The organism is Brenneria nigrifluens DSM 30175 = ATCC 13028, from assembly GCF_005484965.1.
Classification (GTDB): Bacteria; Pseudomonadota; Gammaproteobacteria; order Enterobacterales; family Enterobacteriaceae; genus Brenneria; species Brenneria nigrifluens.
Genome location: NZ_CP034036.1, coordinates 1313067 through 1327069 on the forward strand (window position 1 = coordinate 1313067; position 14003 = coordinate 1327069).

13 protein-coding genes are annotated in these 14003 nt (G+C 56.5%); 10 read left to right on the forward strand and 3 right to left on the reverse strand.

What is annotated here, in order from left to right; all coding sequences use genetic code 11:
- Positions 1–64 precede the first annotated feature (64 nt).
- Complete coding sequence (xseA, locus tag EH206_RS06010; protein WP_009111903.1) at positions 65–1447, reverse strand: exodeoxyribonuclease VII large subunit; 1383 nt, start codon at positions 1445–1447, stop codon at positions 65–67.
- Positions 1448–1619: 172 nt separating this feature from the next.
- Here xseA and guaB point away from each other — a divergent pair, with 172 nt between their 5' ends.
- Both guaB and guaA read left to right on the forward strand, forming a co-directional pair.
- On the forward strand, positions 1620–3086 hold the full coding sequence (guaB, locus tag EH206_RS06015; RefSeq protein ID WP_009111904.1) for an IMP dehydrogenase: 1467 nt from the start codon (positions 1620–1622) through the stop codon (positions 3084–3086).
- 94 nt (positions 3087–3180) lie between these two features.
- The gene (gene guaA, locus EH206_RS06020) at positions 3181–4758 is read left to right on the forward strand and encodes a glutamine-hydrolyzing GMP synthase (RefSeq protein WP_009111905.1); all 1578 of its coding nucleotides are present in this window, start codon (positions 3181–3183) and stop codon (positions 4756–4758) included.
- A gap of 250 nt (positions 4759–5008) precedes the next feature.
- Here the strand turns inward: guaA and EH206_RS06025 are convergent, their stop codons facing one another.
- The gene (locus tag EH206_RS06025; RefSeq protein WP_009111906.1) at positions 5009–5410 is read right to left on the reverse strand and encodes a nuclear transport factor 2 family protein; all 402 of its coding nucleotides are present in this window, start codon (positions 5408–5410) and stop codon (positions 5009–5011) included.
- A gap of 101 nt (positions 5411–5511) precedes the next feature.
- On the opposite strand from EH206_RS06025, the gene EH206_RS06030 reads away from it, so the two are divergent.
- Positions 5512–6099 carry a TetR/AcrR family transcriptional regulator gene (locus EH206_RS06030; RefSeq protein WP_009111907.1) on the forward strand — a complete coding sequence of 196 codons (588 nt, stop codon included), beginning with the start codon at positions 5512–5514 and terminating at the stop codon, positions 6097–6099.
- A 383-nt stretch (positions 6100–6482) separates the two neighbouring features.
- On the opposite strand, the gene EH206_RS06035 is transcribed toward EH206_RS06030, so the two are convergent.
- Complete coding sequence (locus EH206_RS06035) at positions 6483–6905, reverse strand: MarR family winged helix-turn-helix transcriptional regulator (protein ID WP_009111908.1); 423 nt, start codon at positions 6903–6905, stop codon at positions 6483–6485.
- A 167-nt stretch (positions 6906–7072) separates the two neighbouring features.
- Here EH206_RS06035 and EH206_RS06040 point away from each other — a divergent pair, with 167 nt between their 5' ends.
- The 7 genes from EH206_RS06040 to EH206_RS06070 all read left to right on the forward strand — a co-directional run bounded on the left by EH206_RS06040 (position 7073) and on the right by EH206_RS06070 (position 13999).
- On the forward strand, positions 7073–8266 hold the full coding sequence (locus tag EH206_RS06040) for a substrate-binding domain-containing protein (RefSeq protein ID WP_009111909.1): 1194 nt from the start codon (positions 7073–7075) through the stop codon (positions 8264–8266).
- Between the two features lie 148 nt (positions 8267–8414).
- Positions 8415–9605: an urea ABC transporter substrate-binding protein gene (locus EH206_RS06045; RefSeq protein ID WP_009111910.1), complete on the forward strand. Its 1191-nt coding sequence runs from the start codon at positions 8415–8417 to the stop codon at positions 9603–9605.
- A 3-nt stretch (positions 9606–9608) separates the two neighbouring features.
- Complete coding sequence (locus EH206_RS06050) at positions 9609–10670, forward strand: alcohol dehydrogenase (RefSeq protein ID WP_009111911.1); 1062 nt, start codon at positions 9609–9611, stop codon at positions 10668–10670.
- Positions 10671–10683: 13 nt separating this feature from the next.
- Positions 10684–11550, forward strand: coding sequence for a branched-chain amino acid ABC transporter permease (locus tag EH206_RS06055; protein ID WP_009111912.1), 867 nt, complete (start codon positions 10684–10686; stop codon positions 11548–11550).
- Positions 11547–12566: an ABC transporter permease subunit gene (locus EH206_RS06060; RefSeq protein ID WP_009111913.1), complete on the forward strand. Its 1020-nt coding sequence runs from the start codon at positions 11547–11549 to the stop codon at positions 12564–12566. Before EH206_RS06055 ends, EH206_RS06060 begins: the two co-directional genes overlap by 4 nt.
- A complete protein-coding gene (locus tag EH206_RS06065; RefSeq protein WP_009111914.1) occupies positions 12556–13281 on the forward strand; it encodes an ABC transporter ATP-binding protein in 726 nt (241 codons plus the stop codon). Before EH206_RS06060 ends, EH206_RS06065 begins: the two co-directional genes overlap by 11 nt.
- On the forward strand, positions 13259–13999 hold the full coding sequence (locus EH206_RS06070; protein ID WP_009111915.1) for an ABC transporter ATP-binding protein: 741 nt from the start codon (positions 13259–13261) through the stop codon (positions 13997–13999). The genes EH206_RS06065 and EH206_RS06070 overlap by 23 nt, the downstream gene beginning before the upstream one ends.
- Positions 14000–14003 lie beyond the last annotated feature (4 nt).

Here is a 14003-nt window from a genome sequence, read left to right on the forward strand (position 1 = left end):
GAAAGGTGGCGATCGGCAATTCAGACGTACAGCTACAGCGCTAAGTATAGTCCGGAAGCCGATGCTATGTTCGGCGTTTTTTGGCTATTGATGCGGTTCTCTTTTCCGGCACCAGCGCGGTGACCTGGCTTTCGACCCAACCATCCTGCAGGCGGGTTTTCAAGGTTTCGCCCGGCGCGGTTTGGGCCACCTTTTTCAGCATCAGTCCAGCAGAGGTGGTGGTGACGTTATAGCCCCGCGCCAGCGTCGCCAGCGGGCTGACTCCTTCCAGGTGCGAACAGGCGGCGCCCAGCCTTTGATTATACCGGCCGAGCTGACGTTCAAGGGCGTGTTGTAACTGATAATGTAACTGTTGCAGACGTTGCTGCGCGCGGTGGATTTTCGGCTGCGGCTGTTGCTGAGCCAACCGTTGCTGGAGATGCTCGCTACGGCGCGACAGCCGTTTGAGCTGCAACTGCACCCCCTCATCTAAACGCTGGCGCAGCCTGACCAATTGGGTCTGCTGGCGCGCCAGCCGCAGCTGCGGATGCTGCTGCTGCAAACGGTGGTGCAGGCGGGTAAATTCGCGGCTGCGCTGGGCGAGATAATAATCCATCGCCATTTCCAGCCGCTGGCGCTGGGACTGTATCTGACGCAGCAGTTCGAGCTGATTGCGGCTGACCAGTTCCGCCGCCGCCGATGGCGTGGGGGCGCGCAAATCGCCGACAAAATCGGCGATGGTGACATCGGTTTCATGGCCGACCGCGCTGACGATGGCAATGCGGCTGGCAAAAATGGCCCGCGCCACCCGTTCGTCGTTGAAGCTCCATAAATCTTCCAGCGAACCGCCGCCGCGGCCGACAATCAGCACGTCGCATTCGCCGCGCCGGTTGGCCAGTTCAATGGCGCGCACAATCTGTTGCGGCGCGTCGTTGCCTTGCACCGCTGTCGGGTAGACCACCACCGGCAGGGAAGGATCGCGCCGCTGCAATACCTGTAAAATATCGTGCAGGGCGGCGCCGCTGGCGGAGGTGATCACCCCGACTCGTCTGGGCGGGCTTGGCAATGCCTGTTTAAATTGCTGATCGAAAAGCCCTTCTGCGGCGAGCTTCTGTTTTAATTGTTCAAACTGCTGCTGCAAGAGACCATCACCCGCCGGCTGCATGCTTTCCGCCAGCAGCTGATAATCGCCGCGCGGTTCGTACAGCGTAATCGCCGCGCGAATCAGCACCTGCTGGCCGTTTTGCGGGCGAAAGGTAACACGGCGGTTGCTGTTGCGGAACATGGCGCAGCGTACCTGCGCACGCTCGTCTTTCAGCGTAAAGTACCAGTGGCCGGATGACGGCTGAGAAAAGTTGGAGATTTCACCGGAAAGCCAGATTTGCCCCATCTCCATTTCCAGCAGTTGTCGAACCGTCTGGTTCAGGCGGCTAACGGTAAAAATCGCGGCGGAGGGAAATTGGGACATTGTGAGCCAGATCAAATTTTAAAACAGTGGCTTAATTGATTGATACTACCTGCCTGCAACAGGTAATCAAGCATTTTATCAAAAAAATGCTGGAGGCAACCGGTTACGCTCTGTATAATGCCACGGCAATATTTTATCCGTTCTTCACATCCACCTTGGTGAGATATTGCCCATGTTACGTATCGCTAAAGAAGCACTGACGTTTGACGACGTTCTCCTTGTTCCCGCCCATTCCACCGTTCTGCCCAACACGGCTGATTTAACCACTCAACTGACGAAAACCATTCGCCTGAATATTCCTATGCTGTCCGCCGCGATGGATACCGTAACGGAATCCAGTCTGGCGATTGCGCTGGCTCAGGAGGGCGGTCTGGGATTTATCCACAAGAATATGTCTATTGAGCGTCAGGCTGAAGAAGTCAGCCGGGTCAAAAAATATGAAAGCGGCGTGGTTATCGACCCTAAGACCGTTACCCCGACGACGACGCTGCGTCAGGTAAAAGAGCTGACCGAACGTAACGGGTTTGCCGGTTACCCTGTCGTCGCCGAAGGCAATGAGCTGGTCGGTATCATCACCGGCCGTGACGTTCGCTTTGTCACCGATTTGGATCTGCCGGTCAGCGCGGTGATGACTCCCAAACCGCGCCTGGTAACGGTAAAAGACGCCGAAGCCCGCGAAGTCGTTCTGCAAAGAATGCATGAAAAACGCGTTGAGAAAGCGCTGGTGGTGGATGACCAGTTTCATCTGCTCGGCATGATCACCGTAAAAGATTTCCAGAAAGCGGAACGTAAACCCAACGCCTGTAAAGACGAACACGGCCGTCTGCGCGTAGGGGCGGCCGTCGGCGCCGGTGACGGCAACGAAGAACGTATCGACGCGCTGGTTGCGGCGGGCGTTGATGTTTTGTTGATCGACTCTTCACACGGCCATTCCGAAGGGGTGTTGCAGCGTATCCGCGATGCCCGCGCCAAATATCCGAACCTGCCGATTATCGGCGGCAACGTGGCGACGGCCGCGGGCGCAAAAGCGCTGGCGGACGCCGGCGTCAGCGCGGTTAAAGTGGGTATCGGCCCCGGCTCTATTTGTACCACCCGTATCGTCACCGGCGTGGGCGTACCGCAGATCACCGCAATCTCCGACGCGGTCGAAGCGCTGGAAGGCACTGGTATTCCTGTGATTGCCGACGGCGGTATCCGCTTCTCCGGCGATATCGCCAAAGCGATAGCCGCAGGGGCCGCCTGTGTGATGGTGGGCTCGATGCTGGCCGGTACCGAAGAGTCTCCCGGCGAGATCGAACTGTATCAGGGGCGCTCTTTCAAATCCTACCGCGGAATGGGGTCGCTGGGGGCGATGTCCAAAGGCTCTTCCGATCGCTACTTCCAGAGCGACAATGCGGCGGACAAACTGGTGCCGGAGGGTATCGAAGGGCGCGTGGCTTACAAAGGCCGTCTGAAAGAGATCGTCCATCAACAAATGGGGGGGCTGCGCTCCTGTATGGGCCTGACCGGATGCGGCACGATCGATGCGCTGCGTACCCAGGCCGAGTTTGTGCGCATCAGCGGCGCCGGTATTCAGGAAAGCCACGTCCACGACGTTACCATTACCAAGGAATCGCCGAATTACCGCATGGGTTCATAAGGTGATTTGCAGGCTGATTTAAAGCGTTAAACCCGGTACTATTCGCCGGGTTTAATCATTATTGCTTCAATTCGTATTTTGGAACACGCCTCTTATGACAGAAAACATTCATCAACACCGCATTCTTATTCTGGATTTCGGCTCGCAATACACGCAGCTGGTTGCACGACGCATTCGTGAACTGGGCGTTTATTGCGAACTGTGGGCATGGGATGTCACAGAAGCGCAGATCCGCGAATTTAACCCTAACGGGATTATCCTTTCCGGCGGTCCGGAAAGCACCACCGAATTTGATAGCCCGCGGGCGCCGGAGTATGTTTTCCAGGCCGGCGTGCCGGTGTTGGGCGTCTGCTATGGTATGCAGACGATGGCGATGCAGTTGGGCGGTCGCGTTGAAGGTTCCAATGAACGTGAGTTCGGCTATGCCCAGGTTGAAGTGAAAACCGACAGCGCGCTGGTGCGCGACATTCAGGATGCGATAAGTGCGGAAGGCGCGCCGCTGCTGGATGTATGGATGAGCCACGGGGATAAAGTGACGTCCATCCCCGCTGATTTTGTCACGATAGCCAGTACCGATACCTGCCCGTTCGCCATTATGGCCAACGAAGAGAAGCGTTTTTACGGCGTACAGTTCCACCCGGAAGTGACGCACACCCGTCAGGGGCAGCGTCTGTTGGAACGTTTTGTGCGCGATATCTGTCAGTGCGAGGCGTTGTGGACGCCCGCCAAGATTATTGACGACGCGGTGGCGCGTATTCGTCAGCAGGTGGGGGACGATCATGTCATCCTCGGCCTGTCCGGCGGGGTCGACTCCTCGGTCACGGCGATGCTGCTGCACCGCGCCATTGGTAAACGCCTCACCTGCGTATTCGTGGATAACGGATTGCTGCGTCTGAATGAAGCCGATCAGGTACTGGAGATGTTTGGCGACCATTTCGGCCTGAATATTGTGCATGTGCCGGCAGAGGCGCGTTTCCTGAGCGCGCTGGCCGGGATTGACGACCCGGAAGTGAAGCGTAAAACCATCGGCCGCGTATTTGTCGAGGTGTTTGACGAAGAAGCCTGCAAACAGGACCTGGTCAAATGGCTGGCGCAGGGCACCATCTACCCGGACGTTATCGAATCCGCCGCGTCGGCAACCGGTAAAGCGCACGTCATCAAATCGCACCACAACGTCGGCGGACTGCCGAAAGAGATGAAACTGGGCCTGGTGGAACCGCTGAAAGAGCTGTTCAAGGATGAAGTGCGCAAAATCGGCCTGGAACTGGGCTTGCCGTACAATATGCTGTTCCGCCATCCGTTCCCGGGGCCGGGGCTGGGCGTGCGCGTGCTGGGCGAAGTGAAGAAAGAGTACTGCGACCTGCTGCGCCGCGCGGACGCGATCTTTATCGAAGAACTGCACAAAGCCGAGCTGTACGACAAAGTGAGCCAGGCCTTTACCGTCTTCCTGCCGGTGCGCTCCGTCGGCGTAATGGGCGACGGCCGTAAGTACGATTGGGTCGTTTCGTTGCGCGCGGTGGAAACCATCGACTTTATGACCGCCCACTGGGCGCACCTGCCGTACGAATTCCTCGGCCGCGTATCCAACCGCATCATCAACGAAGTGGACGGCATCTCCCGCGTGGTTTACGACGTGTCTGGCAAGCCGCCGGCGACGATTGAGTGGGAGTAGGCTTGTTTATAAATAGCTGATAACTAAATTAACTAAGCTCGCCTTTGCGGGCTTTTTTGTTTTTATATCTGGTTGGTTTGAGTAACGGGAAGCTTATCGTTTCCATGCCAGAGCTTGTTACGACCATTATGTTTTTTTACTGACCGGCGAGCGGCTAGAACTTGAGACGCTGCACAGCATTGAAGACTAACTTTACGAAGCCCCTTTAAATGGGCTTCGGAGTTCCGTTGGTTCATTAGTGTCAATGCAATCACACGGCAGCTTTCGCCACGGCAAAGCTGTCTTCAAACAGGCGAAAGCGAGTGATTTCGCCGTTCTCAACAGTGAAATCGAAGCAAAATTCTGACTCAATTAGCTTATCTGTTCGCAAAACGCGAGACGCAAGCTCTCCGATTGCGACGACCCGATTGCCTTGCGACAGGATTTCTCGCACCGAGAAAGCCTCAGATGCGATCTGCTCTCTGATCTGCGCGTAGAACTCCGCGGCACCTGCCTTCCCGATTTTGCGACCGATCCAAGGCACGACGCTCGTATCGCCCGCGACAAACCAATCAACTTTCTCGCTGACTAACTCCGCGATCTTTTCAACAGGTTCGCCTGAGCCAGCACGGCGGAAGAATTCTTCGATGACTGCGCGGGGGGAAATGCTCATGGTGCGATTCCTTTTCTGTAGTGATAATTCAATAAATGCTATTGCCAATAACGGCGTGGGTCAATAGAATATTGTAGTGAAAATTACAAAAGGATAACGTCATGACACAACGCGGCCGCCCGCGCGGTTTTGACCGGAACACCGCCCTTCAGTCGATGATGGAGGTATTCTGGACGCGCGGCTATGAAGGGGCGCAACTGGTTGATCTCACGGCAGCAGCCGGAATTGCGCCTCCAAGCTTTTATGCAGCTTTTGGCTCTAAGGAGGAAGCATTTTGTGAGGCGGTGGATCACTATATTGCGACGGTCGGAGCAAGACCGATGCAGGAATTAGATAACGCCGCAACTCTACGTGAAGGACTGGAGCGGATGCTTCTTGCCAGCGTTGATGTTGCTTTATCAACGTCACCTGGTGGCTGTCTGCTGATTCTTGGCGTTGTGAACTGTCTCCCGGAGAATGAAGCGGCACGGGCGTACCTCAAAGTTGCGCGAAACAAGACGCGCGAACTCATACATACGCGCCTTGAATATGCTCGCGCTACTGGAGAACTGCCCCCTGAATGCGACATTAAGCAACGCTCTGCGTTTATCCACGGCGTCATGCAGATGATCTCATTTCAGGCAAGGGACGGCGCAAGCCGCGATGAACTTGAAGCTTTGATTGCTCCCGCGCTTGGCGTTCTGAATTAGTGACGTGAAGGATGGTCAGAATCTTAGCTTAGCGCCAACCGGGGCGGAAAGGCAAAAGCACCGTTTGGCAACGGGCTTTCTGTGGCAGCAGATGGTAATGGCCCTAGGGCAGGATACAGAGTGAGATACTGCCGATGAGGGGCGCTACTATCCCCTGGAGTTGAACATGGCATTTTTCATGGTTTCATAGATCTAAATTTATGTAATTTACTGATTTTATGATTATTTATTTTTAAATCTATAACTGAATGGAATTGAACGGCGCTCCTATCCCGGTAAAAATGTAAAGATGACCAAATTCGCCTTATTGGTGCATGAGTTTCACCAGTACCGTGCAAAAGAACGGAACGGTAAAACGAATAGGTCGGCTGAGCGGGGTGGGGTCAATCGTGCGGCACTGATTTTAAAAACTGTTCCAGCATTTCCTTCAGCATCTGCGCTTCGGCGCTGCCATAGGCATCTTCGAGCTTACCCTGATGATCGTTAACCCGGCTGTTTTGCTTATCCAATACCGCCTTACCGTTATCGGAGATAAATAAGCGCACCTTGCGTCGGTCCTGTTCATCAGGCAGGCGATACACCAGTGCTTCGCTGACCATTTTATCAATGATTTTCGTCAGGGTAGGGAAATTCTGCGTCAGATTGTCGGAAAGCTCGCGCATGGTCAGGCCATTGTTTTCCGAGATGGATTTCAACGCACGCCAGTGCTCCAGAGTGATCCCCTCCAGAGATAACTGGCGGTTAACCTGACGGTTAGCCTGCACCAGCAGATGAGCAAGATATTGGTTTATTGGTTTTTCCGACATAATGCGCGCACGAGCATGATGATATAGATATGGAGACGATGTTAGCATGTTATTTCACCCCGATCACTGGCGATTCCGGTGATTTTTCTTCGGTTGTTTTTCGTTTGTAATTAGAGTTGCATAGATCTTGCATGGTCACACTACCTGCATAGTCCTGAGATACAGCCATGATGTCACCGAACGCGTCTACCGCCATGTCTCCTGTTCCGGTGTTTCGCCACCCGTTTCCCCAAGCGGGAAAATACGGTTATCCGCACGGATTCAATGGCCGTGTTTTATTGCGGCCCGAACGCAAACAGGCTCCTCTGCGGCTGGGATTGCTGGTGCCTTTTCATGGCTCGGACGCCATCTGGGGACCATCATGTCAGTACAGCGCGGTGCTGGCGGCGACAGAACTGAATCGGGGCGATCACACGCTGGGGCGGCCGATTGAACTGTTTGCCGCCGATGCCGGCGGCGAGCCTGGAGGGGTGGTGGCGCGCAGCCGCCAACTGGTCGACGAGCATAAGGTGGATGCGTTGATTGGGGTACACCTCTCCAGCGTGCGCATCGCGCTGCGCGATGCTTTCGCCGGCCATGTGCCCTACGTTTTCGCGCCTTTGTATGAGGGCGGGGAGACGACCCCCGGCGTCTTCGCCTTTGGCGAAACCCCGGAGCAGCAGTTTCCCGCGGCGATCCGTTGGATGATGCGCCACTGCCGTGTAAAACGCTGGTTTATCGTGGGCAATGACTACATCTGGCCGCGGGCCAGCCATGCCACGGTCAGCCGATTGATCAATGCCAACCAGGGGGAAATCGTTGGTGAAGACTATGTCAGCCTGGGGCAAACGGATATTGCCACTGTCATAAAGAAGATCGCCGCCGAGAAGCCCGATATCGTATTTGAGTCGCTGGTCGGATCGGACTGCGTGATGTTCAATCGCGCGTTTTCACAGGCGGGGCTGTCGCAACATATTTTACGGCTGTCAGGTTCGATTGAAGAAAATACCCTATTTGGCATCGGCGCGGCGCATACCCATAACCTTTACTGCGCAGCCAGTTATTTCAGTTCGTTGCAGACTGGCGCCAATCAGAAATTCATGGCGCAATACCGTGCGGCCTTTGGCGCCAACGCCCCCATTCAAGGAGTGCTGAGTCAATCCTGCTACGATGCGATTCATTTCTTCTCGGCGTTGGCGAAACGGGCCGGCGACTTGAGTATGGCATCATTGAATAACGCTTTTGAGGGGTTGGTTTTCCACAGCGTGCGCGGATGCCAGACGATTCGCCGGGGAGGGATCGCGCCTTCAATCTATCTGGCAAAAGCGGAAGGGATGCATTTTAACATCATCGCGGCGTTCAATTCATCACAGCGCATATAGTTTCATAAATTATATTTGAAAAGTGAAATATTAGCTGATAAGTTTTCCCTTACCGACGGGTGGTGATACCCGGCAATGTCCGCATATGGCTTGGGGGAAACAGAACAAGATGGCTATTTCACGACGTAAGTTACTGCAAGGCAGCATAATGACACTGGCTGCCTCCACGTTTATCGGCCGATCTCAGGCCGCCGAGCCGATCAAAGTGGCGGCGATTTTCGACCAGTCCGGCGGGCTGGATATCTACGGTCAGCCGGTGATGGACTGCGTGGAGCTGGCCATTTCCGACCTGAACAGCCAGGGCGGATTACTCGGGCGCCAGATAGAACTTATCAAGTACGATCCGCAGTCCAATATTCAGTATTACACCCAGTTTGCTACTCAGGCCGCGACTCGCGATCGCGTTGTGGCGGTTTTCGGCGGCGTGACCAGCGCCTCGCGCGAGGCCATCCGCCCTTTGCTTCGCCGTTACCGCACCCTTTACTTTTATCCCTCGCTGTATGAAGGCGGAGTATGCGATCGCAACAGTTTTTCGATCGGCACCACCCCGGCGCAAACGGTTGCCAGGATCGTGCCTTATGCCGTGAACCTGTGGGGGAAAAAAATTTATGTCATCGCCGCCGACTACAACTTTGGTCACATCTCTACCGATTGGGTAAAAAAATATGCCACGGAAGCCGGCGGTTCGGTGATCGCCAGCGATTTTTTCCCGCTGGATGTCACCGAGTTCGGCGCCACGATCAAGAAAATACAGGATGCCAAGCCCGATATGGTGTTTTCACTGTTGGTCGGCGGGAATCACATCTCTTTCTTCCGGCAGTGGGCCGCCGCCGGTATGGTCGGCAAGATCCCCATCGCCTCCAGCGATTTTGGCGTCGGTAATGAACACCGTATTCTGACGCCGCAGGAAAGCGAGGGAATTCTCGCGGCCTACGCCTATTTTCAGGAACTGGACACCCCGTCCAACCAGCAGTTTCTGCAACGTCTTAAGAGCAAGTTCGGCAATCGTGCCCCTTATATCAACGAGACGGCCATTGATGGCTGGTATGCCGTGATGCACTGGGCCAACGGCGTCAGGATGGCCAACTCCACCGAACGTATGGCGGTTACCGAAGCGCTGGAAAAAGGTTCGGTCGTGGATGGACCTGGAGGCGTCTCGAAGCTGGATGCGGCGACCCATCACTTTACCGTGGACATCCATCTGGGGCAGGTTCGCGACGGCGCATGGAAGGTGCTGGAATCCTATCCGCAGCAGCCGCCGGCAGATACCGCCGCCGTGTGTAACCTCATCACCAATCCCAACGATAACCAGCAGTATGTAATCAAGGCGGGAGGTTAAACGATGGCGGTTACACACAGTTATCGGCTGCCGCATTATGGAGGAGAACCACGGCAGGTGGAGCATGAGCTGCCGGAGTTGGAACCGCAAGACATCCTGCTGCGGGTAACGCACGCCGGGGTATGTCACTCGGATGTCTATATTCAGGACGGTTATCAGGATCTGGGTAACGGCGAGCGGATTGATTTTGCGCACAGCACCATGCCGATCCCACTGGTGATGGGACATGAAATCGTCGGCGAGGTGGCGACCGTCGGCGCGGATGCCGATAGCGCGTTGATCGGCCAGCGTCGGCTGGTTTATCCGTGGATAGGCTGCGGAAATTGTCCGGCCTGCCGGAACGAGCAGGAAAACCACTGTGAGCAGCCGCGCACGCTCGGCATTTTCCGCCACGGCGGTTATGCCGAGCACGTGGTGATACCCGATGCGCGCTATCTGCTGAAGATCGGCGAGCTTGATCCGGCATGGGCGGCGACGCTGGCCTGCTCCGGCTTGACGGTTTACAGCGCACTGCAACAGTTGTTGCCGCTCAAGCCGGAAGGGGCAATAGCAATAATCGGCGCGGGAGGGCTGGGGCTGAGCGCGGTTGCTCTCGCCAGGCGGCTGGGGATTGAATCCGTCATTACCTGCGATATTGCGGACGATCGCTTGCAGGCGGCCCGGCAGTTAGGAGCGAGCACAACGCTCAATATCGGCGGTGAGTCGGCGGGGAGTCGGTTATCAGAGCTGGCTCAGGGCAGGTTGTACGGCGTGATTGATACCGTTGGGCTGCCGTCGACGATGCAGTTGGCGATGGACAGCGTAGCCAAAGGCGCTCGGATCATCCTGGTCGGGCTACAGGGCGGGCGTATCGATCTGCGTCTTCCGCTATTGCCGTTCAAGGCGTTGTCGGTCATCGGCACCTACACCGGTAGCCTGCAAGAGCTGAAAGCGTTGATTGAACTAGCCCGACAAGGGGGACTCGCCCCGTTGCCGATTACCCAACGTCCTCTATGTTGCCTGAACGATGCGCTGACCGATCTGCGCAAGGGGAGAGCATTGGGCCGTATCGTGCTTAATCCATGAGGGGAGGCGGAGTATGGAATTTTTTGTATTAACCACCATCCAGATAATCAATTCCATTGCGGAACTGGTTCTGGTTTCAATCGGGCTGGCGGTGATTTTCGGGATGATGCGCGTCATCAATCTGGCGCACGGCGAGTTCATCATGCTGGGCGGCTTTACCAGCATTTATGCCTGTAATCTGGGCATTAACATCTGGATTTCCATTCTTATCGTCGCGCCGTGCGCGGTAGGGCTACTGGGGTTGGTGGTAGAGCGGCTGATTATCCGCCATCTGTATGGCCGGATGATCGATACCATGCTGGCAAGCTGGGGGCTGAGTCTGCTGCTGACCGGGCTGGCCACCACTCTGTTTGGCAACCGGGTTCAGGGGATTTCCGCGCCGCTCGGCAGCGTGCAGTTTGCCGGTTACAGCATCAGTTTATATAACCAGTTTATCGTGGTGGTGTGCCTGCTGTTACTTGCCGGCGGGTTTGCCATCCTGCGCTTTACCCGCGTTGGCCTGATCGCCCGCGCCACCATGCAGAATCCTGAAATGGCGGCGTCGCTCGGCATCGACCGTTCGCAGGTTTTTGCCCTAACGTTTGCGCTGGGTGCGGCGCTCAGCGGGTTGGCCGGCGCATTGCTGGCGCCGCTTTCCGGCGTGGTGCCGACTATGGGCGCGGCTTATGTCGCCAAAGCTTTTATCACCGTGATCACCGGCGGAGCCAGCGTTATCACCGGTACGGCGCTGGGGTCGACGTTACTGGGCGGAATAGGCACCGTTACCACGTTCCTGAGTAATCCCATTTTTGGCGATGTCGCGCTGCTGGCGGCGGCGATCATCCTGTTGCGCCTGTTACCGACAGGCATCACCGGTAAAGTTTTCCGGGGGGCGCCATGAAGCTATCCACCACGCTTAACTGTAATCTGGTGGCGATTGTCGCGGGCGGGCTGGCGATGCTGGTATTACCGGCCATGCTGGATCTCTATTCGCTCATTAATTCGACTATCTATGTCAGCCTGGCGCTGTTTGCACTGAGCATGGCTTTGATCTGGGGACACGGCGGCATTCTCTGTTTCGGCCAATCGATGTTCTTCGGTCTGGGCGCCTATGCCTACGCCGTCGCCGGGATCAATTTCGGCGACTCAACCTGGGCGATTGCCGTCGCCATCGTGACGCCGATGGTGTTCGCCGTCGTTCTGGGTTACTTCGTTTTTTATGGCCGACTGAGCGACATCTATTTTGGGGTGATTACGCTTACCGTCACCCTGATTCTGTTCAAACTGGCGAACAGCACCTCCGGCGACGCCTGGCGCATCGGCAAGGCGCGGCTGGGCGGATTTAACGGTATGCCGGATACGCCGCCGCTGAACATGCCGTTCGATCCGGTTACGCCGTTATCGCCGGAAGCGGTGTTTATGCTGGCGGTCAGTGCGCTGGTGGCGGGCTATGTGCTGTGCAAGTGTCTGATGGGATCACGCTTTGGCCGCATCGTCGCCGGGGTGCGTGAGAATGAGGCGCGGGCGGAGTTGCTGGGGTACGACGCCCGATTGCTGAAACTGCTCATGTTCGCCGTCGGCGCCGGGATTGCGGGCGTAGCCGGTCTGCTGTTCGCCACCTCGGTGTTCGTCAGCCCCTCGGTGTTCAGTCTGTCCAACAGCGCGCAGGTGCTGATCTGGGTGGTGGTGGGCGGCGTGGGAACGTTGATGGGGCCGATCATCGCCTGTTTGTTGCTGCAATTGCTCAGCGCGTATCTCGGCACGCTGGGCTGGATCGATCCCAACATCGTATTGGGAAGCGTGCTGACTCTTTTCGTCCTGCTGATGCCGCGCGGTCTGCTGCCAACGGCGATCGCCTGTTTACCCAAACGAACGGGGCGCAATGTCAACAAAACGGCGGTGATCCATGAACGATGAAATTTTACTGCAAGCCCGCGGCGTCAGCGTCCATTTCGGCGGGGTAAAGGCGCTGGATAATATCGATTTCACGCTATGCAAAGGGGAATTGCGCTGCCTTATCGGCTCAAATGGCGCCGGTAAAACCACGTTTTTCCGCTGTTTGACCGGCAGCCAGCGGCCGACAATGGGCACGATTTCATTCAACGGACAGGTGATGAACGGCGCGGAACGGTTTCGTATCGCCCGGTCGGGCATCGGCATCAAAACCCAGATCCCTCATCTGTTTGAAGGGCTGACGGCGCTGGAGAATGTCTGGCTTGGGCTGCGTGCCCTATCACAGCCAAAACAGCGGGACGATATGGCGCGCGCCGCCCTGGAGCGGGTCGGCGTCAGCGCGCTGGCGGATCGAATCGTCGGACAACTGGCGCACGGCCAGCGGCAGTTGGTGGAGCTGGCTATGGTGATTGCCAGCGATCCGCCGCTGGTGCTGCTGGATGAGCCTGCTGCGGGCATGACCGGTGAAGAGGTTGGCAGATTGGCGGAAATCATTCTGGAGATTAACCGTCGCCATGCGCTGGTGGTGGTCGAGCACGATATGAATTTTATCCGGTTGATTGGCAAGCGGGTGACGGTTTTTCATCAGGGGAAAATCCTGGCGGAAGATCATGTCGAGGGCATTTTGAGTAATCCACACGTTCGTGAGGTCTATCTTGGCAAATCACACACGACCTGAGCTGTTGACGGTGCGCCAGCTATGCGCCGGATACGGCAATATCCCGATTTTGTTTGATATCGACATGACGCTGTTCAATGGCGAGATGATTGGCATTCTGGGGCACAACGGTATGGGGAAAACCACGCTGCTCAGAACGCTGATGGGGCATCTGCCGGCGCAGGGCGGCGCGCTTCATCTGGCCGGGCGGGAAATTACCCATCTCAAGCCGGAGCAGCGGGCGCGGCTTGGTATGGGCATGGTGCCGCAGGGACGGCAGATTTTCTCCGCGCTGAGCGTGCTGGATAATCTGCGTATGGGCGCCGTTCATCTTCCCGTAGGTGAGGCCCGGCGGAAAATCGCGGCGGTGGTGGAAGATCTGCCGCGGTTGAAGCCGATACTCGCCCGCACTGGCGGGGTGCTGAGCGGCGGGGAACAGCAGATTCTGGCGCTCGGCCGCTGCCTGTGCGCCGAGCCGCAACTGATTTTGCTTGATGAGCCAACCGAGGGCATTCAGCCCTCCATTTGTGACGATATCGCCGAAACCCTGCAACGGCTGGCGAAACGTGACGGGCTGTCCATCATTCTGGTTGAACAAGATCTGACGTTCATCAGCCAGCTTGCCGACCGGGTTTTTCCGCTGCGCAAGGGGGAACTGGGCGCGGCCGTCGATCCCGCCAAACTATCCGATAGTCGCTGGGTTGCCGAATTTAACGGTCTGTTGCCTGAGAAAGCATGACAAG